Raw genomic sequence first — 23,828 nt, 5'->3', positions numbered from 1 at the left:
GTATGTTATATATGAAACTTTTTACCTATTCTCGATTTTTCTTTTTAACTCATTTAGTTTATTAAGTGCCTCCAAGGGAGTGAGATTCATTATGTCCATTCTTTTTATTTCATCCAGAATATCAGAACAATTCTCCTCCCCAAATAGCATCGTTTGAATTATCTTCTTTCCTCTTCTAACCTCTATTACTTTTTCCTCTTCTATCAGATTCAATATTTCCTTTGCCCTTTTAACAACCTTTTCTGGAACTCCTGCAAGCTTTGCAACTTCAATTCCATAGCTCTTGCTCATCCCACCGGGCATAACTTTCCTTACAAAAATTAAACCATCTTGAGTTTCTTTTACAGCAATATGATAGTTTCTCACATTGTCTAAAACATTCTCCAGGTCTATAAGATGGTGATAATGAGTGGCAAAAATAGTTCTAGCTCTTATGGAATTATGAATATGCTCCGTTATGCTCCAAGCGATGGCTAAACCATCGTAGGTGCTTGTTCCTCTCCCAATCTCATCAAGAAGTATTAGGGATCTCTCTGTGGCTGTATTGAGGATGTTTGCAAGTTCAACCATTTCCATCATAAATGTTGATCTTCCTCGGGTAATATCATCGCTAGCACCTACACGGGTATATATGCGATCAACAATTCCTATTTTGGCATAATCTGCCGGTACAAATGAGCCCATTTGAGCTAATATCACTATCAAGGCCACTTGTCTCATATATGTACTCTTGCCTGCCATATTTGGTCCTGTAAGGATTATAAACCTAGCATCTGAGTTAATATGGGTATCGTTGGGAACAAAATCCGTGTACAATTCTACTACCGGGTGCCTACCATTTCTGATTTCTATGTCCATACTTTCATCCACTTCAGGCCTTGTGTAGTTCATCTCAAGTGCAACTCTTGCAAGGGAGGAAATGACATCAATTATGGCTATACTCTTAGCAGTTCTCTCTATTACATCTATCATCTCTCCAAGCTTCTTTAGAATATCCCTGTAAATTTTGTTTTCAATTTCGTAAATCCTATCCTTTGCACTTAAAATTTTGTACTCTAATTCTTTAAGCTCGTCGGTAACGAATCTCTCCGAATTTTTTAAAGTTTGCTTTCTTCTGTAATGCTTAGGTACTTTGGAGAGATTTGATTTGCTAACTTCTATGTAATAACCCATAACATCATTGTATCCTATTTTCAAATTTTTTATTCCTGTGTTCCTTCTTTCTCTCTCTTCCATCTTTCCAATCAACAATTTTGCATTTGAAGCAATACGCTTTATCTCATCCAATTCTTCGTTATACCCCTCTTTTATTACTCCTTCACCCACAGGATAGTCCCCATTTATTGCATTTTCAATTAATTCAATTATGCCCTCTATACCATAAATTTTTGAGGCTGAATTTTTTAGGATTTTGGATTCGAAATTAATCCTTAATTTATCGGCTTGTTTTAAACTCTCTTTCAAAGAGATTAGATCTCTGGGGGCTGCTCTACCCAAAGATACTCTAGTTTTTATTCTTTCAATATCTTTAATTCTTGATAGGATTGTACGAATGGAATCTTGAAGAAGCTGCTTATTGGCGAGCTCTTCTACGGCATCCAATCTATCGTTTATTTCATCTATATCTTTCAATGGTCTTTGCATCCATCTTTTTAGTAATCTTGCACCCATGGGTGTTTCACATTTATTCATTGTGTGATAAAGAGTGTATTTATCCTCTCCCAGTACATTATGAAAAATTTCTAAATTTTTAAGAGTTGTGGAATCTAAAATAAGATATTTATCTTTAAAATAACCCTGTAGAGATGTTATATTTTTTAAATCGTTCATCGTATTCTCTTTGGCATATTTCAGAGCAGATGCTGCAGCCCTCAGACCATATTCTCCTATTCCGAAACCACTTAATTCAGCCACTTTAAAATGCTCTTTTAAGATTTTCTCATAATCATTGTAATATTCTTCTGCCAATATTTTAATTTGAAAATCCAAATTTAATTTCGAATTGGATAGTATTTCGGAGGGTTGAAGACGCAGAATTTCTGCATTTAATCCATAAAAATCTAACTCTCCAGCAAAGAACTCTCCTGTGGAGATGTCTAATGCAGCAAATCCATAAATCTCCTTATGCTTATAAATTGAAAAAAGAAAATTGTTATCCTCCGTTAGCAAAGTATCTTCAATCAATGTACCAGGAGTGACTACCCGCACTACATCTCTCCTAACCAGTCCTCTCGCCTTTGCTGGATCTTCCAGTTGCTCACATATTGCAACCTTGTAGCCCTTTTTAACTAGACGAGACAAATATGCATCAAGAGCATGATATGGTATACCAGCCATAGGCACAGGCTCATCCTTGCTTCTCCTCGTTAGCACTATGTTCAATTCTTTTGAAACTAGTTTTGCATCATCTTCAAATGTTTCGTAGAAATCTCCCACACGAAAAAATAATATTGTATCTTTGTACTTCGCCTTTATTCTATGATATTGCCTCATGAGAGGAGTAGCCATTTATCGTTGCTATTGAATTTTGATATTAAACCCTTTCCCTTAAAATGGTAAGTTGCAATTCTGTAGAAAGATGAAATATAGGAACCTCAACCGAGTTCCTTTACCTCCTGCAACCATTTTAAAAATTTTCTTTTGGGATGAAGCACTTTTCTTGTTAAGAAAAGGGCTCTAAGAAAGGGGCTTAGTGGGGCCGCCGAGATTTGAACTCGGGTCGCCACCGCCCCAGGGTGGTAGGATGCCAAGCTACCCTACGGCCCCATGCTTTCGGCATCCTCAGTCAAAAGCCATGGTATCGTCTATTAGATTAACATGGCTCAGAATCATTCTGCGGCAGCAGTATCTCTTCACACCAATCTCATCGAATATTCTTTGTATCTCCTCTGGTGTAGGCTCTCTATTCTCGGTTTCTCTTATCAAATTCACCTTGTTCACGAAGGCAATATAGTCGGAAGCGATTACACGACCGCAGGAGAAGCACCTTACAGGGATTATCAATTTGATCACCTGTAAGATTTCTGCCTTCTCTTTCTTGCACCGCGACCTAAAGGCAACTTGGGTAATTTGCGGCGCACATCATTAACCAACAGGGTTCTATCATAACTCTTGTAAATCTTTTCAACCTCTGGGTCATTGAAGTATTTCATCAAAGCCCTTGCAACAGCAGTGCGGGATGCCTCAGCTTGACCCATTACTCCTCCTCCTTTAACTTTAACCTCCACATCTACTTTGTTTGCCTTCTCACCAATTAGAGCAAGGGGCTCCATAACAGTTAATCGGGCCAATTCTGGCTGATATATTTCTAAAGGAACATGATTAATGCGAATCCTACCTTTTCCCTCTTTAACCACCGCACGGGCGATGGCGGTCTTCCTCTTACCACTTGCAATAGCAACTTTCATCATATCACCTCAATTTAGCACCCAACTGTATCGATAAATCCTTAAGAGTAATAAAGCCTTCAAGTTTATTATTCTTTGCATCTTCTACAATTTCAAATTTTTTGCCTTGATACTCCTTGGGTATGCCCATATACACCTTCAATCTATTATACGCTTTCTTCCCATGGGACTTTTTCATGGGCAGCATACCTCTTATCGTTCTGCGAAGTATCCTATCGGGCATAGTGGGATAATATGGACCTTTACGCACACTTCCTATATTTCTTCTCTCTTGATATCTTTCAATTATTGAGTATTTATTTCCGACTATCACTGCCTTCTCTGCATTTACTATTGTTATCTCCTCTCCATTGAGCAGACGCTTTGCTACTATGCTTGCGAGCCTTCCAAGAACCGCATTATCAGCATCAATTATAGCCATGCTATCACCCCATTATTCTCACATTGGAGCCTTTAGGATTCTTTCTCATAAGCTCCTTTATTGTCATGGTCTTTCCACCCGCCTTCTCAATTTTTTCCTTAGCGCTATTAGAGAATTTCCAAGCAGCTACTGTGACCCTCTTTGTTAAAACACCAGAGCCAAGAACTTTGCCTGGCACAAGAATCACATCTCCTTCATTTGCATATCTCTCTATCCTGCTTACATTTACCTCTGGCCAGACACGCAAAGGTCTCTCAAGACGCTCTGCAATGTCTCGCCAGATAGGCGCGTTCTTCTTTTTCGCTTGTATCCTTAGCTCCGTGAGGAGCTTTATCAGTTCAGGATTGTTTTTCGCCATATCTGACTCCTCCGACATTGCAATTTAAGTCGCCATGCCCATACCCTTTATAAATTTTTCTTAATGATATGCGAGTGAATTCCTTTAGATGTGGATTTAAAAATTAGAGTTTTTAGATCTAGGATATACAACTGCAATGATTAAAATTATGATGACGAGGATTACCCATGGTGAATCCATACTGAACTCGGGCACGGCACCGTTTTGCTGTAGTATAATGTCCAGTGCTTCTTCTTGCAATTTGTACCAGGTCAAGTTTGATATATCAAAAAATTTTGTATCTGCGTTAACATCGTAGGGGAGATTAGCGCCAGCATATGCGGAGACCATTGCTTTTGTGAAATTGATCTCGAGGGACATATTACATTCTGCATCTGTGCCTCCGTTAGGGTAGCAATTTGACCGCCATGCACCTTGCCATGTGGGTATCCCCGTCTCTTTTGTCCAGCTCAATGCGGTCGAGAGTGTTTGATTAATATAAGATTTACTATATACACAATCCGTACCAGATTCAGAGGGACCCCCTGCATATATGTGCCACTCTGCCAGAATATAACCATTGTTGGTAACATTTAGATCTTGGAGATAGTCAGGCTTGGATCCTCCGGCTGGGGTCACAAATACTATTCTATATGGGTCCTCTTGGCGGAGATAATGAATGATTTCATAGTAGACCTTGTTAAGCACATCTGGGTAATTCTTAATCTCATGACTTGATTCTATCAGTAAATCGTAGGAGAGATTATAAGAATATCCTTTGAAATGATCTATCACTGTTTCCCACCATTTCACAAAGTGTTGTTGCACGCTGATATTTGTAGGGTAATCTCTCAAATCATCTGCAACATTGGTTATGATGGGATACAATCCTGCATCTAAACAATCATTCACAATATCTGTAAGTTGCTCCATAGCAGTCTGATTGGTGGTGAGGTCTTGATTAACTCTTATGCGAACATTAGAGAAACCTCTCTCCTTAAAATAAGAGGGTACATGGACTCCTTGTTCACGCCATTGGAAATATTGCGTGTTCACCTTCTTAAAGGTCATCCAGTCAACATTTATTCCTATCCCCATCAATTTCTGGTATTCTGTAGCATTTATCGGCTCTGTGCCATTTAGACTCTCAATCCGAGCATTTGAGAAAACGGAATGAGATGAATAAACTCCAAACATGCTAATATCAACCACCAAGAGCAGTACTAGTATTATCCACACTCCATGATGATTTATCGTCAATATCACCTTACTCAGGGTAATTAATATGCATTGATCATATTAATCTTTTGCAAGTTACTTGTGCTCCCTAAAAACAGCTTCTATCTCCGTTCTCACTATTTTATTTTTCTGTAGAGTTGCTATATACCCTGAATCTAATAATAATTTCCTACTAATTTTGAAATTGGAGCGTTTATTTTTCAGTGTTCTTTAATATATTGCACAATTATGTTCCGAAAAGTTTTTATAAACCCATATCTTACAACTTTGAGAGGGGAAGTCGATGAATAATAAGGGATTGATAATAGGAGTGGTGATTGTTGTAATTGCCATTCTGATAGGAGCGGGGGCATGGTATGCTCTACAGCAAAACCCGAACAATGGAGGAGGTGGTGGGGAGAAAGTATCCATCACCATTTATACAGGGGGAACAAGCGGGGTTTATTTCCCACTAGGATCTAAATATGCGGAATTGTTGAATAAATATTCGAATGATATAGATGCAAAAGCAGTTACAAGTGGGGCTAGCGTTTCTAACGCTAAAGCTATCGGAGATGGAAACGCCCAAGCAGCTTTGATACAGAACGATGTGGCTTATTATGCCTACAATGGAAAGTATATGTTTCAGAATAATCCTGTGAAGGATATTCGTGGAGTAGCAGCATTGTATCCAGAGACCGTGCAGTTTGTTGTATTGGCAAATAGCGGAATACACACCTTGAACGATTTGCAGGGTAAGAAAGTGGCGATAGGCGCAACAGGAAGCGGAACTGCAGTGGCAGCTGAGCAGATATTGAGGGCTGTAGGCGTTTGGGATAGCATACAGAAGGTAAATCAGAAGTTCAGCGAAGCGGCGCAGAGTTTGAAGCTTGGTCAGGTAGATGCAGCAGTTATAGTGTCTGGAGCACCCACACCGGCCGTGAATCAGATAGCTGTGCAGACACCTGTTAGAGTTCTACCTGTGCCTGATGATGTGTTGAACAAGCTTCATACCGAAGGATACATATTCTATGTGAGACAGAATCTACCAAAGAGCACCTATAATGGAATGAATCAGGATACACCTACGGTTGCAGTTAAAGCTATGCTTGTTGTTAGTTCAAAGCTTCCTGATAATATAGTCTATGAGATGACAAAGATTCTATTTGATCATGTGAATGAGCTTAGATCTGTGCACGAGAAAGCAAAATACATAAGCAAGGCAACAGCTCTTGATGGTATGAGCATACCTCTTCATCCAGGAGCTAAGAAATATTACAGCGAGTCAAGGATGTCCATAACTATCTATACTGGAGGAACAAGCGGAGTTTATTTCCCACTTGGTTCGAAGTATGCAGAACTCTTGAATAAGTACAGCACTACCGTGACAGCAAAAGCAGTTACAAGCGGGGCTAGCGTTTCTAACGCTAAAGCTATCGGAGATGGAAACGCCCAAGCAGCTTTGATACAGAACGATGTGGCTTATTATGCCTACAAAGGTCTGTATATGTTCAAAGACCATCCAGTAAGCAACATTCGTGGAGTAGCAGCATTGTATCCAGAGACTGTGCAATTTGTTGTATTGGCAAATAGCGGGATACACACCTTGAACGATTTGCAGGGTAAGAAAGTGGCGATAGGCGCAACAGGAAGCGGAACAGCGGTAGCAGCTGAGCAGATATTGAAGGCTGTAGGTGTTTGGGATAGCATACAGAAGGTAAATATGAAGTTCAGCGAAGCAGCGCAGAGTTTGAAGCTTGGTCAGGTAGATGCAGCAGTTATAGTGTCTGGAGCACCCACACCGGCCGTGAATCAGATAGCTGTGCAGACACCTGTTAGAGTTCTGCCAGTGCCTGATGATGTGTTGAACAAACTTCATACCGAAGGATACATATTCTATGTTAGACAGAATCTGTCCAAGGGCACCTATAATGGAATGAATCAGGATACACCTACGGTTGCAGTTAAAGCTATGCTTGTTGTGAGTGCCAGCTTGCCAGATTATGTTGTCTATGACATGGTCAGAGTTTTATATGCCCATGTGAACGAACTTAGAGCGGTGCACGAGAAGGCTAAGTACATAAGTTTGGAGACAGCTCTTGAGGGAATGAGTATACCACTCCACAAGGGAGCTAAGGACTATTACGAGCATAATGGTATAATTGTGCCGAGCTCTCTTGGAGTGATTGTTCCACCTATGGATTATTCAACACAAGGTTTGATCGCCGTGCCACAGTCTTTCAGACAGGTAATAGGGTGATTAACCTTGAAAAAACTTTTTTATTTTTTTATTATTTTGATTCCTATTCTTGCTTTATCAATTTCATTTTATCCAACTGATGCTTTAGTAGTTGACGATGGACACACCTCCCACACTTTCAGGATAGGTGATGGCTTTAACATCACCATTTATTATATTCACAGTGTAGAGAGGAGCCCAATTTATGAGGTTTTATGGGTAAACAGCACCGGAATTTATGCTATACAGATGAGATGGAAAGATTTTGGTGCAGGTTTGCCTGAGGACATTCAGTACATAGATGCTGATGGATTTTATGTGAAAAATATAGACATCTATTTAGGAATGAACTTGAGTTTCTGGTTTATACCTATAAATCAGGCTCATATATGGGTAAATGGAGTTCTCGTATTCACTCCGCATACCCCTACTTTAGTAAATTTCACCGTGGAAAAAACCATGATTGTATCTACCCTTTAATGGAGGTATGAAAAATGGATGAATCCGTCGAAGAAATTGAAGGAATAGAAGAAATAGAGGAAGAAGCGCATGAAGAAGAGAAAAAAGCAGAAGTTGTTATAGAAAGAACAAGAACACTTAGACCCATACTGGAGTTGATAATTAAGGTTGCAGCCATACTCATAGGTACCTACGAAATACTGTTTATCTTCAATTTCAACTATACACTCTATGACTTCTTTGCCAAGATGGGAATTGAAATTAGCTTCCTGAAGGTAACTTTTCAAACAAAGCAGAGTGAGGCCTTCATTCTTGCTATGATACTGCTCATAACCTTCTTGCTATACCCTGTAAGAAAGAAATCCAAGAACTTCAACAAAGTGCCCATATACGATTACATACTTGCGATTTTATCTCTAGCTGCTACATTCTATTTGTTCTTCGTATACCCAAGATACGCGGAATTTGCAGATGTTTATATGATTGATGTTGTGTTTGGATTACTTGCAATAGCTTTGGTTCTTGAAGCAACTAGGAGAACTATGGGCTGGGTACTTCCTGTGGTCGTTCTATTTTTCCTTGCATATGGTTTTTATCTCATAAATTTCAACTTGATAAGGTTCGTGCAACAACTGTACTTTGATGAGGGCATATTCGGCATACCATTCTTCGTTATGACGATCTATGTATTTGCGTTCATATTCTTTGGAGCGTTCTTGCTCAAAATTGGGGTAAGTGATTACATCACCGAGTTCATGATAACAATTTTTGGAAAGAGACCTGGCGGTCCTGCAAAATCTGCTGTTATATCCAGTGCTTTGATGGGTACAGTGAGTGGCTCAAGTGTTGCCAATGTTCTTACAACTGGTACCTTCACCATACCCTTGATGAAAAAGGCAGGATATCCCAAAGAGATTGCTGGTGCAGTTGAGCCCGTATCTTCCACAGGAGGTCAGCTTATGCCTCCCATAATGGGTGCGGCAGCTTTCATCATGGCAGAGTTCTTGGGATTGCCATATAATCTCATCATAATTGCTGCAGTTATTCCAGCTCTTGTGTACTATGCAGGTGTGTACATATTCATTGATTTGGAAACAAAGAGGCTTGGACTTAAAGGACTGAGCAATATAAGTTTTGAAAATCTGAAATATTTCATCAGGAAATCGTATATTCTGTTACCGATTCTGGTCATCACAGTAGCGTTGGTGTGGGGCATACCACCACACATCTCTGCCATATCGTCATTAGGAGTAGCAATATGGGTTGCATGGGTATCTAAGGATGAAATTGAAGGAAACGAGTTCTTGTATGTGGGAGTAGTTCTTTTAACAACATTGCTAATGTTTGCTCCTATGGCTTATGCACATTTAACTGCATATGTGCTTTTAATAATCTCGGCAATTCTAATAGCTATGGCATTTAAGTCCTATCTTATAAAGATGAACGAGAAGCTTTACATTACATTATCCTTTGTGCTCTTAGTTGCAGCTGTAAAATATGTGGGCATGACAAATGAGCAATTGCTTCTTATGAGTGGTGTATTTGGAATAGTGTTCTCTCTTATAGTGGGATACATTTCAAAAAGCCCTGAAGGTAGAAAAATGTATTCTGCCACTTATGAATCCATGATTGATGCTGGAAAAACAAGCACAACTGTGATGCTTGCAGCTGCAAGTGCTGGTTTAATACAGGGAGTTTTAACGATGACTGGGTTAATTACTTCCATCGGATACACTCTCATTGGTTTGACAGGAGGTAATCTCTTCTTGCTTCTAATACTTGCCATGATATTCAGCTTAATACTGGGTATGGGAGTACCAACAACTGCGAATTATATCATTACATCTCTTGTAGCCGCACCGGCAATTTTCCAAGTTGTCAGTAATGTTCATCCATACAATATGATGGTTCCGGGATTCACAACCCCAATTGCACTTTTAGCGGCGCACTTCTTCGTATTCTACTTTGGTATTCTAGCCGACGTGACCCCACCTGTTGCTTTGGCATCCTATGCAGGCTCGACTCTTGCGGGTAGTGATTTCTGGAAAACTTCAAAAAATGCAGTTAAATACGCTCTAGCAGGGTATATAGGACCATTTATCTACTTTATGCATCCAGAGATGTTCTTGATAACTGTAAGCCCATGGACTGTTACTGCAGTTCTCTCTGTAACTTATTCTCTTCTAGCGACAATCCTGGTAATGTATTCTATGGCAATTGGCTTGATAGGATGGTTCAAGGGTAAGATAAGATGGGAGATTAGAATTGCCCTAATTGTACTTGGACTAGCAGGTGTAACATTGAACTACTTTGTTATAGGCGCATTGCTTGCAATAGTGGTAATTCTCTGGCTCTATGGAAGTAAACTTAGACCTAAAAAGAAAGAAGAGGCACAGCCCTCCTAATTTTTCTACTTTTTTGAAAACGCAAATATTTATTTAAGAATTCACATTAAGCCCTATGGATTTTGCAGCTATAGAGCGTAAATGGCAGAGAAAATGGCAGAATGACAAGATCTTTGAGCCGAAAGTTGAGAATAAGAAGAAATTTTTCATAACCGTGCCCTATCCTTACATGTCTGGCTCTTTGCACATTGGGCATGGTAGAACATTCACAATGGGTGATATAATAGCCCGTTTTAAGAGATTGCAAGGCTACAATGTCTTATTTCCCATGGCTTTTCATGTCACCGGCACTCCTGTTCTTGCAATAGCAGATGCCATAAAAGCGGGGGATGAAAAAGTCATAAATCTATACAAGGAATATGTGCGAATCTACGAGGATGATGAGGATAGAGTGGAAGAAATTGTAAGTTCTTTTGTGGAGCCAGAGAATATAGCAAGGTATTTCGCAGAAAAGACCCAGCAGGATTTTATCGGGATGGGCTATAGCATTGACTGGCGCAGAAAATTTCATACTGCAGAGCCAATTTACAATAAATTTGTAGAATGGCAGTTCAAGAAATTGTACGATAAGGGAGTAATAAAAAAGGGAAAATACCCGATAACATATAGCATAGAGGATGGCAATCCTGTAGGTGAGGATGATATAGAGGATGGTGATACAAATAAAGTATCTATAATGGAATTCACAGCCATAAAATTTCAGTTTGAGGATGGTTATTTAGTTGCAGCTACTTTGAGGCCTGAGACCATATTCGGTGTAACAAATCTGTGGTTAAATCCAAATTCCACATATTGCAAAGTTAAAGTTGGGGATGAGATTTGGTATATTTCAAAGGAAGCTTCAGAGAAGTTGAAATATCAAAAGGAGGATGTTGTAGTTGAAGAATGCTTCACAGGTGAGAGATTTATAGGAAAGTATGTGAGAGAGCCTGTGGGAGGAAGAAAAATTCCAGTTTTACCAGCAGAATTTGTTGATCCAGATAATGCAACAGGGGTAGTTTATTCTGTGCCTGCCCATGCACCCTACGATTACCAGGCACTTGTGGATTTGCAGAAAAATGAAGGATATCTTGGGAGATTTGGATTGAGCAAAAAAGATGTGGAGATCGAGCCCATAAAAATAATTGATATTCAAGGTTATATACTCCCTGCTAAGGATATCTGTGAGAGAATGAGAATAAAAGATCAGAATGACTCAAGATTAGAAGAGGCAACTCAGATAATTTACAAGGACGAATTCTATTCAGGAGTTTTGAACGAGAGATGTAAGCAGTTTGCAGGTATAAAAATAAACGAGATAAAAGATGAGGTGAAGAATTGGCTTAAAGGTTTGGGTAAAGCGGATGTTTTCTATGAGACATCCCGTAAAGCTGTTACTAGAAATGGGCATAAGGTTATAGTTGCGGTTTTGCAAGAGCAGTGGTTTATAGATTACACACCATCTTGGTGGAAAGAGCTTGGACATAAGCTTGTGGATAATATGCTTTTCTATCCTACAAAATACAAGGGAATAATGCATGGCATAATTGACTGGCTGGAAAAAAGACCCTGCGCGAGGAAGAGAGGCCTTGGCACGAGATTTCCTTGGAATAAAGAGTGGATCATTGAGAGCTTGAGTGATTCCACAATTTATATGGCAATGTACACTATAGCACACATAATTAGGAGAGAGAATATAAAGGCAGAGCAGTTGAAAGAAGAGTTTTTTGACTATGTATTTCTTGGGAAAGGCAATGTCTCAGATGTTGCAAAGTTAACAGGAATAAGAGAGGATGTAATTGAAGAGATGCATAGTGAGTTTTCTTACTGGTATCCAAACGATGAGCGGCACACAGCACCACCGCATCTAAGCAATCATCTTGCCTTTTTCATTATGCACCATGCTGCCATATTTCCAGAAGAAAATTGGCCTAAATCTATAACTCTCAACGGCCTGATGATTCGTGAAGGTGCTAAAATATCCAAGAGCAAGGGAAATGTTATACCATTGGCTCATGTAGCAGATAAATACGGAGTGGATTTGTTCCGTCTTTACTGCGCTGTAAATGCCGATTTAGATAGTGTTGTTGACTGGAGAGAGAGCGAAATTGCATCCTTGCGCAGGAGATTTGTGCAGTTTGTGAATATTTTAGAAGAAAGCGTTGAAGCAGTGCCTTTGAAAGAGTATGACTGGTACGATAAATGGCTCCTTTCAAAATTTTACAGAAGATTGAAAGAAAGTGTTGCCCTATTTGATAGTTTCAGAATAAGGGATGCTATGATCAACATGCTCTTTCATTTTATGAACGATGTAAAAGAGTACGAAAAATTCGTTGGCGCAGAGAGAAGGAAGAGAATAATAAGAAATATAATGGACGAATGGCTTTTAATTCTCTCTCCTGTAATACCCCACATATGCGAAGAGTATTGGCATAAGATAGGCCATAGTACCTACATATCCCTAGAGAATTTACCCAAGATAATGGAAGAATATATTAACGAGGAGATTGAAGCGGAGAAGGACTATCTTGATTCCGTGATATCCGATATTGAAGAGATAATAAAGATTGCAAGAATTAAGCCGCATAAAATTTACATATACACTGCAGAGCCATGGAAATGGGATGTTTTCCGTGCCATAAAAGATGTATCGCCGAAGGAAGCGATAAAGGAAGCGATGAAAATTAGAAAGGATAAGACTACAGTTGATTTCGTAAAGAGATTGTTAAAGGAGAAAATTAAATTCGTGGAGATTGATGAAAGTGCTTTGTTAGAAAGAGAAAAATCAGAGATAGAGAGAATCCTTGGAGCATCAGTGATAATAGATTCCGCTTATGATCCAAAGAATAAGAGAAGATTTGCATTACCGTTGAAGCCTGCTATATACATTGAGTAAAGGGCAGGTCGGGATTCGAACCCGAGTAAACGGGATCTGCAGTCCCGCGCATAACCTCTCTGCCACCTGCCCGCAACCTTGCATAGAGTTCTTGTTTATTATATTTTCTCCCTCTTATAAACTTCTTTTCCATTCACATAAGTGGCAACTATGTTTCTATCGTCTCCGAGGTAGATAAGTGAGGATAGCAATTCTCTCGTGCTCAAATCATCAAAATTCTCCAGAGATACAACTATAAAGTCCGCTGATTTATCCGGCTCTAAAGAGCCAGTGATTTTGTCAAAGCCCAAACTCTTTGCTCCTCCAAGGGTGAGGTAATAAAAAGCTTCTTCGGGAGAGATGGAATTTGAGTAAGATGCATCTCTAGCAACTTCAAACATTGAGAAATATGGACCTGCTGCAATATCTGAGCCAAACCCTATCCGCAGTTTAAATCTCTTCATAGAATCTATGCTCATAATTCCACTGTGCAGGAAGAAGTTTGAGGAGGGACAATGGGCTATGCTGCTATTCTCATTTTTTATTATTTTCAATTCTTCCTCGCTCAAATGCACCCCGTGAGCAAGTATTGTTTTTGGCCCTAGTAATCCAGCATGCTGATACACTTCCGCATAATTTTTAAAATCCGGATTTAATTTCAGCACTTCTTCTATTTCCCTTTCCTGCTCTGAGATGTGGGTTTGTACGAATAGCTCTTTCTCTCTAGATATCTTTGCTAAGTTTTTCATAAGCTTCATACTGCAAGATACTGCAAATCTCGGAGTTACTGCGTAATAGAGCAACTCATTGTAGCCATGCCATTTATTTACTAGTTCTCTTGTATCTTTTTCTGCCTTTTCCACACTGATTTTTAATTCATCTGGTACATTTATATCCATCATAACTTGTCCCATAATTATCCTTAGTCCTCTTTCCGAAGCCTCCTGAAATGCTATATTGGTTGCATTTTTAAAGGGGGATGAAAAAACGGCTGCTGTTGTGGTTCCATTACTTGCTAAAGCTTTAAAGAATCTTTGTGCTGCATCCCTCGCATACTCATCATCTCTAAATTTGAGTTCTGCTGGGAATATATATTTTTCCAACCAGCCTATCAAATCTGGATACCATTTGGCCCGGGCATCTATTTGAGCAAGATGGGTATGAGTATCCACGAATCCTGGGAGAATGACATAATCACTATAATCCACGAAATTCTCCTGCTTCTTCTCGCTTATTCCTATAATTTTCCCATTCTCAACTATTAAATAATGAGCTTTGAAATCTCTAAGCTCTCCGTTGTAATATGTGATTATCCTAGATAGATACGCTTGCCTCATCTAACTCCTCAGAGCAATAGCATTTCCAAATTTAATATTTTCAGTTATACCTAAAATCTAAAATAGTGGAAAATAATACCTTTAAGCAGGTAGGAGATGATATTATGGGAGTTTTGAAAGAAAAAGGTCCAATAGAGTATTCCAAGGGATTGGAAGGTGTTATAGCTGCATTATCATCAATCAGTGCTATAGATGGTAAGAATGGAAAGCTCATTTATCGTGGTATCCCTATTGAAATGCTAGCAAAATATTCCACCTACGAAGAAACTGCTTATTTGCTTTTGTATGGGGAGTTGCCAACAAAGGAGGCGTTAGAAAAGTTCTCCGCGCAAATGAGAGAGCTTAGAGTTATCCCTAAGAAAGTTGAAGAATGCATTGTTGAATTACCTCCTAATCCGCATCCTATGGATATCTTGAAGGTTGCACTAGCTCACTCGGCCCTTTACGACCCCGATAGACAAAAGTGCTGCCGTGAAGGAGTTATGCGAAAAGTAATAAGAATTATAGCTCAGCTGCCAACAATGATTGCCTATTATCATCGCGCTCGTACAGGACAGGAAGTTATACCTCCTGATCCCGAATTGAGCCATGCTGCTAATTTCCTATATATGCTTCATGGCAAGAAACCGGATGAGGAAGAGGCAAGAATATTTGATATTGCGCTCATATTGCATGCAGAGCATGGATTAAACGCATCAACTTTCGCAGCAATGGTAACTGCCTCAACGCTTTCAGATATAAATTCTGCGCTCCTCTCCGCCATTGGTGCGCTCAAGGGTCCTTTACATGGTGGCGCTAATGAGCGCGTTTTAAAGATGTTAGATGAAATAGGCTCTCCTGACAAAGCAGAAGAGTATGTTCTAAACGCTTTGAAAGAGAAGCGCCGTATTATGGGATTTGGACATCGTGTTTACAAGACATACGATCCCAGAGCTAAGATTCTCAAGGAATACGCAGAGTACCTCTCGGATAAATACAATGACAGAAAATACATAGAGATAGGTGAGAGAATTGAGAATATAATGATCCGTGAGCTTGGAAAGAAAGGAATATTTCCCAATGTGGACTTCTATTCTGGTATAGTTTATCAGTTCTTGGGTATACCACGTGATTTATTTACCCCTGTTTTTGCAATGGCCCGTTCGGTAGGCTGGGCTGCGCATGTGTGTGAATACACTGCCAATAACAGAATATTCAGACCTAGGGCATATTATATAGGTCCTGATTATGTGGAGTATGTGCAACTGGAGAAAAGGAGGTGAAAATTTGGGAAAAACTATGGCTGAGAAAATCATAGGTGAGCATGCGGGAAAGGATGTTAAAGCGGGAGATATCGTAGTGGCGAAGGTAGATGTTGCCATGGTGCAGGATGGTACTGGGCCTCTGAGCGTTCAGGTTCTTGAAGATATGGGGCTTGTTCAAGTGTTTGACAAAAAGAATACAGTACTGTTTCTTGACCATGCTACACCATCTCCCCGAAAAGAACTTAGCAATGCCCATAAAATCTTGAGAGAATTCTCCGAGAAAACAGGGGCTTATCTTTCAGATGTGGGTGAAGGAGTTTGCCATCAGCGCCTTGTGGAGTCATGGGCCTCTCCTGGCCAATTGATTGTAGGGGCGGACTCACATACCTGTACATCTGGTGCACTGGGTGCATTTGCGACAGGAATGGGAAGCACAGATGTCGCTATAGCTTTCGCTTTGGGCAAGGTTTGGTTAAGAGTTCCGGAGACACATCGCTTCTACATAGAGGGAAAATTTCCAAAGGGCGTGTATTCAAAGGATTTGATTCTCCATATAATTGGGACCATAGGGGCTGATGGAGCCACATACAAATCTATGGAGTTCTACGGGCCTACAATTGATAAGATGAGCATGGAATCCAGATTCACTATAACCAATATGGCGATAGAAGCAGGAGGCAAAACGGGTATGATTGCCCCAGATGCAACCACAAAAAAATACCTAGAGGAGATGGGAAGAGGAGAGAAGTATCGGGAGATAAAGAGCGATGATGATGCATGGTTTGAAAAAGAATACGAATTTAATGTGGATGAGCTAGAGCCAACAGTTTCGTTTCCTCATACTGTGGATAACACTCGCACTATAAGTGAGGCAAAGAAGATGAATATTCGTATTGATCAGGTTTATATTGGAACTTGCACAAACGGACGCATAGAGGATTTGCGTGTTGCTGCCAAGATTCTCGATGGAAATAAAGTAAATAAGAAAACTCGTTTGATTGTGATACCTGCATCTCGCAGAGTGTACATTCAGGCATTGAAGGAGGGCTTGCTTGAGAAATTTGTAGAGGCAGGTGCAGCAATAGAGTCTCCCGGATGCGGGCCTTGTGTGGGCATACATAAAGGCGTGCTAGCGGATGGAGAGAGGGTTCTGAGCACCCAAAATAGAAACTTTAAGGGAAGAATGGGTAATCCTAATGCAGAAATATACCTTGGCTCGCCAGCAACTGCAGCAGCGACTGCGATAGAAGGCAAGATAGCAGATCCCCGTGAGTATCTGTGAGGTGATAAAAATGGAGAGAATAATAAGAGGAAAGGTTTGGAAGTTTGGTGATAATATATCCACGGACCATATTGCTCCTGGACGATATTTCCACCTTCGCACAAATCTACCTGAGCTAGCCAAGCATGTGCTGGAGGATGCAGATCCTGAATTTCCAAAGAAGGTTAAGCCAGGGGACATAATTGTTGCAGGGAATAATTTTGGACTTGGAAGTAGCAGAGAGCATGCACCCCGCATAATAAAGATTGCCGGTGTGAGCTGCGTGATTGCCAAAAGTTTCGCTCGCATATTTTACCGCAATGCCTTCAATATTGGCTTGCCATTACTTACAGCAGATACTGACAAGATAGATGAGGGAGATGAGCTGGAGATAGATTTAGAAAAAGGTATAATAAAGGATTTAACCAAGGGAATAGAGCTACAGAGCACACCTATACCCCCGTTTATGATGCGTCTTTTGGAAGATGGGGGTATTGTAGAGCACATAAAGAAGCATGGTGATTTTAAAGTAGATTAAGAAACTTTTTATACTTTGTTCTATTTTTCATTTTTGGAGGAGGTATGTAATTGAGGCAAAAGAGTTTAATGTATATTCTGATTTTGGGCTTGATTTTTTTTGCCCTTTTAGCGACACCTACAGCTTCAGCTGTGACAGAGCATAGTGGTAGTGAGACTATTCAGGCAAATCAATACTGGTACTATAGGGTTTCTCTTCCAAATGGGGGAGGAGTAGAGTATGAAATAAAGGGAAATAACACAATGAACATCTACTTTTTAGATCAGAAAAATATGGCATTATATGCTGCAGGGCACACTTTTACTTATATAGACAAGGGAACATCCTTAAATACGCAGCATGCAAAGATGTACTTTACAATAAGCAATGAATCTGGTGGAACATACTACATTGTGGTTGAAAGCGCAGGTAACTGGCCGGTGAATTTTACCTACGATGTGAAATATGGTGAAGATCTTGAGACCTCTTTCTTTGAGTTCTTTGGAACTACCACATGCATAATCGGTGGAGTAGTCTTTTTAATCTGGCTTGCAGTGCTTATATGGGTATACAAAGATGCAAAGAGACGGGGCAAAAGTGGATTGCTCTGGTTCCTAGTGGTGCTGTTCTTGAACATATTGGGGTTAATCATTTGGTTGATAGTGAGACCAAAGAACAGGATACGATGAGATCAAAATAAAAAAATTATTGATTTACATATTTTTTCCATTTTTCTTCTAGATTTGGATCTTTGAGCGTCTCAATCACATAGTTTGCCATTTTTTCTCCTGTAGCTCCGTCAGGATGTCCAGTTACGGTTATCTTCTTCTCAAAGGAATTTGTTATATCGATTGCCATGTTCAATTTCTTTGCCTTATCTGTAAATCCAAGATGCTCAAGCATCATAGCTCCAGCTTTGATCATGCTCATTGGATTTGCATACTTTGCTCTGCCCTCTTTCACCATGCGCAGAGCTGTGCCATGTATCGCTTCAAACATTGCATATCTCTTTCCAATATTTGCACTTCCAGCCGTTCCAACTCCACCTTGAATTTGGGCTGCTTCATCCGTAAGAATATCTCCATAGAGATTGGGTAGGACTATAACATCAAACTGGGAGCGGCGAGAAGGATCTATTAATTTTGCAGTCATTATATCGATGAACCAGTCATCCCACTCGATTTCTGGGTAATCTTTAGCAACTTTCTCAGCAATATCTAGGAATAAGCCATCTGTCTTTTTTACCACATTTGCCTTTGTTACCACCGTAACCTTCTTTCTACCATTCTTTTTGGCATAATCAAATGCGAGGCGGATTATTCTCTCAGCTCCTGGAGCGGTTATTACCTTGAAATCTATGGCTAGCTCGTTTCCTATCATTACTCCCCGAGAGCCAAGCATATAAGCTCCCTCAGTATTTTCCCTGAAAAATACCCAGTCAATTCCAAGCTCTGGAACCTTTACAGGCCTGACATTCGCAAACAAGTCTAAAGCGCGGCGGATTGCTACATTTGCACTTTCAATATTTGGCCAAGGGTCTCCTTTTTTTGGAGTTGTTGTTGGGCCCTTTAAAAGAACATGGCATTTTTTGATCTCATCAAGAACATCATCTGGCACTGCTTGCATATGCTTTACACGATTCTCAATTGTGAGCCCCTCAATTTTTCGGAATTCTACCTTTCCTTCATCAATTTCATCCTTTAGCAGAAATTCAAGTACTCTCTGCGTTTGCTCTGTTATGTATGGACCTATGCCATCGCCACCTGCCACTCCGATTATTATTGGCTTGAGCTTGGAGTAATCTATCCAGTCCCCTTCATGTTTTATTCTCTCCATCCTATCAATCTGCTCTCTCAGCAAATTTTCAAAATGTTTGGCAGCATTTTTTATATCATCCTCGTACATATCATCACCGAAGGGTAATAATCCTAGAGGTTTTTAAATTTGTGGATAAAAAGAAGAGAAAAATTATTTTCTCCTTCTAAGGATGTAGATGGTAGCCAATAGCAGTATTGGTATTATTACTATATTTAGCTCTGGTACAGCTTGCAGAGTTATATCTATCTCTGTATCTGTGCTCAAGCTTCCACTATTTGTGCCCTTTCCTTGAGTACTGGACGCATCAACATTGATGCTATCCCCGCTTATTCCATTGTAAGTGTAAATATCGTACCTACCATTTGAATCCGTGGTTGTTTGGTAGGATATGCCAAGGGTTGTATCATTCACCCACACTGTAGCTCCGCTCACTGCATTTCCACTTGAATCTTTCACATAGCCATAGATGTGATACTGGGGTATGCCTGCTTTGATTTGAATATCATCAAGGTAGAAGCCATAATAGTTATGATTAGATTCATCGCTTGCAAAATAGAAAATAAAACGAACTTTATGTCCTAAAAGGTACTCGTTAACATATTTATCGTTTATAGTCGTTGTATTGAATGTCTTCTGCACCCAACCATTTGTATCACCTGTAAATGCATAGAGTCCACCTATAGCACTACCATAGCTACTTGAAATTTGCTTATCATACTGGCTTGCGTTATTATTTACATCTAATATATACCAAGAGCTTGAAGAATCATTTTGATATGCTATTAGCACTCCATCATAGCCATCTTCTAAATCATACCATGCATAGAAAGATAATGTAGCCCAAGAAGCATTTGTTAGATCAATCCAAGGAGTGAGAAGAGCATCAACATGGTCATCAACTCCATAGTATCCATTTAGATTTGTTGCAAGAACATCTTGTCCTGAATGAGCACTTGATGGACCAGCTGTTGGCTGACCCCACTGCCATATAGTATTTGCTGCCTGATTTGTAGAACTGTTCCATGCACTAACTTGCCAGTTATAAAGATACTGCGGATTATCCGTTGCCTCAAAATCATTGGTTCCAGTGAGTGTGAAGTTATAAATAGAACTCCACGCGGAATTTGTACCATCACTCATATATATTTTGAAATAGTAAGTAATCTCTGGAGTTAAATTTTGAATTGCAATTTCGTGATACTTACTAGCTATGGTCTCTTCAGGAGTTTGTCTCTTCATATGATTTGGCCCTATTCCATATACAATATACGAGGTCACATTTTCATTTGTTGTGTAATTTATTACAGCATCTAGATGGCTATAAATTTTTATGCTGGTAATGTAGAGTGTTACAACGGTAGTTGTTGTAGTTACGCTATCGCTCTTGCTACTATCTCCCTCGCTAACTGCTGTAACAGTGACATTTTGTGACTCTCCTTGAGTTGCAGAAGATGGGGCTGTAACTGTTAGGGTTATATTTGTACTTTCTCCCGCATTCAGTGTCACGCTAGTTTGGGAAAGAGATGCGGACCACCCTGATGAAACTTGGGAAGTACTCAAATCAAAAGTATCTTGCAAAGTACCTGTGTTTTTGACAGTTATTGTGTAATCTACGCTCCCTCCGGGCTGCACTGTTTTAGCTGTGGAGTCTACTGTGAGATTAACACCATATCCATTTACAATTACCGTTGTATTTGCAGAGTTGTTATCTTCGTTCGTCTCTTCTATTGCGTTATCTGGATCTGCGTAGGCAATTATCGTGTGCTCACCAACATGGCCTGTTGTGTCCCAAGTTGTTTCCACAGTGTTAGAAGCTCCAGCAGTCAAATTTCCAGCATTAACTATGTGTATGAGGTGAGAAGAATCAAATTTATCATAATAAAATCCAACAGAAACATTATACGCCTCTGCATTCCCTACATTTTTAACTGTTGCTTGAATGGTTATGGTTTCACCTTCGTTGACAGTAGTAGGTGAGGCAGATATTGAAGATATAGTCAAATCAGGTGCATTTGCGGGATTTACTGTGAGAGTTAGATGAATATAATTTGTTAAATTTCCCCAATGACCGTTAGTTTGGTTATAAGAATATGCGGTGAGGTTTAGATCATAGGTGCCAGCAGGTGTGGAAGGTGTAGTTGCTATGTTAAGGGTAAAACTTGCTGCAGTTCCATTTCCTGGAGGTTGTACATAGCTCACCGATGAACTTACAGAGGCTCCTGCAGGAAGTCCCGAAACTTCAAAGTGTCCAACTTCGCAAGTCCACATGTAGGGGAAGGATACATCTATAGTGTATGATGCAGTTTGTCCCGCAGTAATTGTTGCCGAGGTTGATGATGAGCTTAATATGAAGCCAATATCGTGAATAAGTTCCCATGCGTTTATAACTCCCCATCCACTAGCTAAATCCCATCCAGTGCGTGCATCATACGCTGTTTCCCCATTATGATACCCATTTGGAGTTTCAGTAACATCAAAAAATGGGGGAGAGTTTGCATATTTATTGTTATTGTAAAAATCATTTCCAAGTTGATAAAGGGTTGGAAGGAAATATCCAAATCCATGGCCTGAAATACCATATTGAACACCCACATAAGCAGCCATCTCTGCTATCATTCCTGCTGTGACGGGGCATGCTACTGAGGTTCCCGCCACAGTATTCCACTCCAGTCCATTACTGCTGCTTATGTATATCAAGGTCCGATTGCCCATCGCAGAGATATCTGCTGTGGCTCTACCATGGCTACCAGTAGCGCTAATTATAGAATCAACATAATCTTTCTGGAACCATGGTTCTTCATAAGTGGAGCTCACGCCACTCTGTGTACCCCAGTGATCTCCAGCAGAATTGGTGCTTGATGAATCATACCAAACAATCTCACTACTTCTTGGATTTGCCAGATCTGTATTGTTACCCATAGTAGCGTAATCATCTAAAGTAGTATGATCTACTCCGTTAGGTACTGGCGTTGTTCCCCCAACTGCCAAAAATCCGTATGTGTCATAGGCAGCTGTAGAAGGCTCGCTAGGCGAGGTGGTATCTCCATCATCACCGCTTGAAGCCATAACAGTTACACCCATGGCCTCTAATGCCTTCACATCATTCATAGTTGTGCTACTCTCCTGAGAATCACCACCACCCCAAGAATTACTTACAGCAACGAGTATTGGGCTACTCTCAGAAGCAAGGGTATTGAGTATGTAGTTATACTCATTATCTGGGAAGTTGCTCTCAGAAGGCCCACCACTGCTTCCTCCTGGGCCGTATACACAGAAAGCATCTACGCCCGGTGCCAATGTACCAACCATTTCTAGATCCAGTTCATTTTCAGTAGAAACACTTCCATCGGTGTTGCTTCCAGGTGCAACAGTACCTGATGTACCGTAATAATGGACAGTGGACATAACACCAAGATTCTGAATCCATGTTGGAATCACATGCTGATAATAATAAGTTATTGCATTAGGGTCAAATGGTGCATATTGATCACCCCAAGAATCTGCGCCTTCCCATAGCACAGTAGCCACACGCAGTCCCGTAGCAAATATATGCTGGGTACTTGCAGAACCATCTGGAGTATTGTTATATAATTCATATACCCTATACATTTTAGCCACATCTGCACCGCTAAGATAGTCAGTACCTTGGTAATCTAAGAAATTCAGGTGATACACAGTTGCATTGTTAAATCCATCTATACCAACGATGTACGGTATGAAATTCTCCGGGAATTTTATTGGTTTTTTAATAGTAAAGTATTGAGATCTAAGGTGCTCTCCATCACCTCTATACATTCCGAATTCAGTATGGAACACCTTTTGTATGTTTCCTATCGTATCGTATATTGTAATAGAGTTATGCAAAGGATAAGTTTGGTATACATTTAATCCTTGATCCTTTAGCCAATCCACTATAGAGTTGTATACATTGTCAGAAGGTGCATAAAGTTTCTTAAACTCGCTCCAAGAATAGAAATGATGGTACATTGGAGAACGGGGATTATTTATCATTTCCAAGCTTTTATTTAACATACCCTCATTTCTCCATCTCAGCGCTATAGTTATGTATATTTTCTTTTGCATATTTGGTGTGCCAAGATAATTAGATGGATTTGCAAGTTTTGCATTAAATACCTTTGTATAATCCACCAACTTACCAGGATTTATTTTTCCTGTGGAATTTATTGGTTTTGGAGAATTTTCAAATATTACCAATACATTAGCTGCTATTAACACAAGTAAGAGCCCTATTACCAATGCTTTCTTTTTACCACCCACCCGAAACATAAATATTACCTCCAAAGGGTATCA

The 23,828-nt window shown here is 39.9% G+C and carries 17 protein-coding genes, 2 tRNA genes and 1 pseudogene; 9 read left to right on the top strand and 11 right to left on the bottom strand.

The window, feature by feature from the left end; all coding sequences use genetic code 11:
• Nucleotides 1-21: 21 nt before the first annotated feature.
• The 7 genes from mutS to ABOO_RS07440 all read right to left on the bottom strand — a co-directional run bounded on the left by mutS (nucleotide 22) and on the right by ABOO_RS07440 (nucleotide 5,431).
• Nucleotides 22-2,508 carry a DNA mismatch repair protein MutS gene (mutS, locus tag ABOO_RS07470; protein ID WP_008084133.1) on the bottom strand — a complete coding sequence of 829 codons (2,487 nt, stop codon included), beginning with the start codon at nucleotides 2,506-2,508 and terminating at the stop codon, nucleotides 22-24.
• A gap of 185 nt (nucleotides 2,509-2,693) precedes the next feature.
• Nucleotides 2,694-2,766 (bottom strand) — tRNA-Pro (locus tag ABOO_RS07465).
• A gap of 15 nt (nucleotides 2,767-2,781) precedes the next feature.
• On the bottom strand, nucleotides 2,782-3,003 hold the full coding sequence (locus tag ABOO_RS07460; protein ID WP_008082997.1) for a DNA-directed RNA polymerase subunit N: 222 nt from the start codon (nucleotides 3,001-3,003) through the stop codon (nucleotides 2,782-2,784).
• Between the two features lie 5 nt (nucleotides 3,004-3,008).
• Entirely contained in the window at nucleotides 3,009-3,407 is a 399-nt protein-coding gene (locus tag ABOO_RS07455; RefSeq protein ID WP_008082963.1) for a 30S ribosomal protein S9, read from the bottom strand.
• Nucleotides 3,408-3,411: 4 nt separating this feature from the next.
• Nucleotides 3,412-3,828: a 50S ribosomal protein L13 gene (locus tag ABOO_RS07450; protein ID WP_008084091.1), complete on the bottom strand. Its 417-nt coding sequence runs from the start codon at nucleotides 3,826-3,828 to the stop codon at nucleotides 3,412-3,414.
• Between the two features lie 4 nt (nucleotides 3,829-3,832).
• Entirely contained in the window at nucleotides 3,833-4,186 is a 354-nt protein-coding gene (locus ABOO_RS07445) for a 50S ribosomal protein L18e (RefSeq protein ID WP_008084130.1), read from the bottom strand.
• Nucleotides 4,187-4,282: 96 nt separating this feature from the next.
• Nucleotides 4,283-5,431: a cellulase family glycosylhydrolase gene (locus ABOO_RS07440; protein ID WP_012997435.1), complete on the bottom strand. Its 1,149-nt coding sequence runs from the start codon at nucleotides 5,429-5,431 to the stop codon at nucleotides 4,283-4,285.
• 256 nt (nucleotides 5,432-5,687) lie between these two features.
• Between ABOO_RS07440 and ABOO_RS08140 the strand changes: the two are divergent.
• The 5 genes and pseudogenes from ABOO_RS08140 to leuS all read left to right on the top strand — a co-directional run.
• Nucleotides 5,688-6,683, top strand: a pseudogene (locus tag ABOO_RS08140) (TAXI family TRAP transporter solute-binding subunit); the annotation flags it as partial.
• Entirely contained in the window at nucleotides 6,675-7,643 is a 969-nt protein-coding gene (locus ABOO_RS08135; RefSeq protein ID WP_394294953.1) for a TAXI family TRAP transporter solute-binding subunit, read from the top strand. The pseudogene ABOO_RS08140 and the gene ABOO_RS08135, both read left to right, overlap by 9 nt.
• Nucleotides 7,644-7,649: 6 nt before the next feature.
• The gene (locus ABOO_RS07430; protein ID WP_008084101.1) at nucleotides 7,650-8,102 is read left to right on the top strand and encodes a DUF1850 domain-containing protein; all 453 of its coding nucleotides are present in this window, start codon (nucleotides 7,650-7,652) and stop codon (nucleotides 8,100-8,102) included.
• Between the two features lie 14 nt (nucleotides 8,103-8,116).
• Nucleotides 8,117-10,486: a TRAP transporter permease gene (locus ABOO_RS07425; protein WP_012997434.1), complete on the top strand. Its 2,370-nt coding sequence runs from the start codon at nucleotides 8,117-8,119 to the stop codon at nucleotides 10,484-10,486.
• Nucleotides 10,487-10,541: 55 nt separating this feature from the next.
• Nucleotides 10,542-13,361, top strand: a complete 2,820-nt coding sequence (gene leuS, locus ABOO_RS07420) for a leucine--tRNA ligase (protein WP_008084047.1) — start codon at nucleotides 10,542-10,544, stop codon at nucleotides 13,359-13,361.
• On the opposite strand, the gene ABOO_RS07415 is transcribed toward leuS, so the two are convergent.
• Both ABOO_RS07415 and guaD read right to left on the bottom strand, forming a co-directional pair.
• Nucleotides 13,362-13,433, bottom strand: a tRNA-Cys gene (locus ABOO_RS07415).
• Nucleotides 13,434-13,459: 26 nt separating this feature from the next.
• Entirely contained in the window at nucleotides 13,460-14,677 is a 1,218-nt protein-coding gene (guaD, locus tag ABOO_RS07410; protein WP_008084067.1) for a guanine deaminase, read from the bottom strand.
• A 104-nt stretch (nucleotides 14,678-14,781) separates the two neighbouring features.
• Between guaD and ABOO_RS07405 the strand changes: the two genes are divergently transcribed.
• Genes ABOO_RS07405 through ABOO_RS07390 form a run of 4 tightly spaced genes read left to right on the top strand, consistent with a single transcriptional unit; the run spans nucleotide 14,782 to nucleotide 18,388 of the window.
• Nucleotides 14,782-15,939, top strand: a complete 1,158-nt coding sequence (locus ABOO_RS07405; RefSeq protein WP_008084012.1) for a citrate/2-methylcitrate synthase — start codon at nucleotides 14,782-14,784, stop codon at nucleotides 15,937-15,939.
• Nucleotides 15,940-15,943: 4 nt separating this feature from the next.
• Nucleotides 15,944-17,203 (top strand): 3-isopropylmalate dehydratase large subunit, encoded by a 1,260-nt coding sequence (locus tag ABOO_RS07400; protein ID WP_008084069.1) that lies wholly within the window; start codon nucleotides 15,944-15,946, stop codon nucleotides 17,201-17,203.
• 19 nt (nucleotides 17,204-17,222) lie between these two features.
• Nucleotides 17,223-17,720 (top strand): 3-isopropylmalate dehydratase small subunit, encoded by a 498-nt coding sequence (locus ABOO_RS07395; protein WP_187287730.1) that lies wholly within the window; start codon nucleotides 17,223-17,225, stop codon nucleotides 17,718-17,720.
• Nucleotides 17,721-17,770: 50 nt separating this feature from the next.
• Nucleotides 17,771-18,388, top strand: coding sequence for a PLDc N-terminal domain-containing protein (locus tag ABOO_RS07390; protein WP_008084001.1), 618 nt, complete (start codon nucleotides 17,771-17,773; stop codon nucleotides 18,386-18,388).
• Nucleotides 18,389-18,404: 16 nt separating this feature from the next.
• Here ABOO_RS07390 and ABOO_RS07385 read toward each other — a convergent pair whose 3' ends face one another.
• Complete coding sequence (locus tag ABOO_RS07385; protein ID WP_008084022.1) at nucleotides 18,405-19,604, bottom strand: isocitrate/isopropylmalate dehydrogenase family protein; 1,200 nt, start codon at nucleotides 19,602-19,604, stop codon at nucleotides 18,405-18,407.
• A 63-nt stretch (nucleotides 19,605-19,667) separates the two neighbouring features.
• Nucleotides 19,668-23,804 carry a protease pro-enzyme activation domain-containing protein gene (locus tag ABOO_RS07380; protein WP_008084156.1) on the bottom strand — a complete coding sequence of 1,379 codons (4,137 nt, stop codon included), beginning with the start codon at nucleotides 23,802-23,804 and terminating at the stop codon, nucleotides 19,668-19,670.
• Nucleotides 23,805-23,828 lie beyond the last annotated feature (24 nt).

It is taken from the genome of Aciduliprofundum boonei T469 (assembly GCF_000025665.1).
GTDB classification, from domain to species: domain Archaea; phylum Thermoplasmatota; class Thermoplasmata; order Thermoplasmatales; family Aciduliprofundaceae; genus Aciduliprofundum; species Aciduliprofundum boonei.
The sequence above is the reverse complement of the archived record's forward strand: the minus strand, read 5'-3'. Positions and strand labels throughout refer to the sequence as shown.

Excerpts from the sequence above, each read along its gene's own strand:
- mutS (WP_008084133.1), bottom strand. The coding sequence starts at position 2,508 with ATGGCTACTCCTCTCATGAGGCAATATCATAGAATAAAGGCGAAGTAC.
- ABOO_RS07455 (WP_008082963.1), bottom strand. The coding sequence starts at position 3,407 with ATGAAAGTTGCTATTGCAAGTGGTAAGAGGAAGACCGCCATCGCCCGT.
- ABOO_RS07450 (WP_008084091.1), bottom strand. The coding sequence starts at position 3,828 with ATGGCTATAATTGATGCTGATAATGCGGTTCTTGGAAGGCTCGCAAGC.
- ABOO_RS07445 (WP_008084130.1), bottom strand. The coding sequence starts at position 4,186 with ATGGCGAAAAACAATCCTGAACTGATAAAGCTCCTCACGGAGCTAAGG.
- ABOO_RS08135 (WP_394294953.1), top strand. The coding sequence starts at position 6,675 with ATGTCCATAACTATCTATACTGGAGGAACAAGCGGAGTTTATTTCCCA.
- ABOO_RS07425 (WP_012997434.1), top strand. The coding sequence starts at position 8,117 with ATGGATGAATCCGTCGAAGAAATTGAAGGAATAGAAGAAATAGAGGAA.
- leuS (WP_008084047.1), top strand. The coding sequence starts at position 10,542 with ATGGATTTTGCAGCTATAGAGCGTAAATGGCAGAGAAAATGGCAGAAT.
- guaD (WP_008084067.1), bottom strand. The coding sequence starts at position 14,677 with ATGAGGCAAGCGTATCTATCTAGGATAATCACATATTACAACGGAGAG.
- ABOO_RS07405 (WP_008084012.1), top strand. The coding sequence starts at position 14,782 with ATGGGAGTTTTGAAAGAAAAAGGTCCAATAGAGTATTCCAAGGGATTG.
- ABOO_RS07385 (WP_008084022.1), bottom strand. The coding sequence starts at position 19,604 with ATGTACGAGGATGATATAAAAAATGCTGCCAAACATTTTGAAAATTTG.
- ABOO_RS07380 (WP_008084156.1), bottom strand. The coding sequence starts at position 23,804 with ATGTTTCGGGTGGGTGGTAAAAAGAAAGCATTGGTAATAGGGCTCTTA.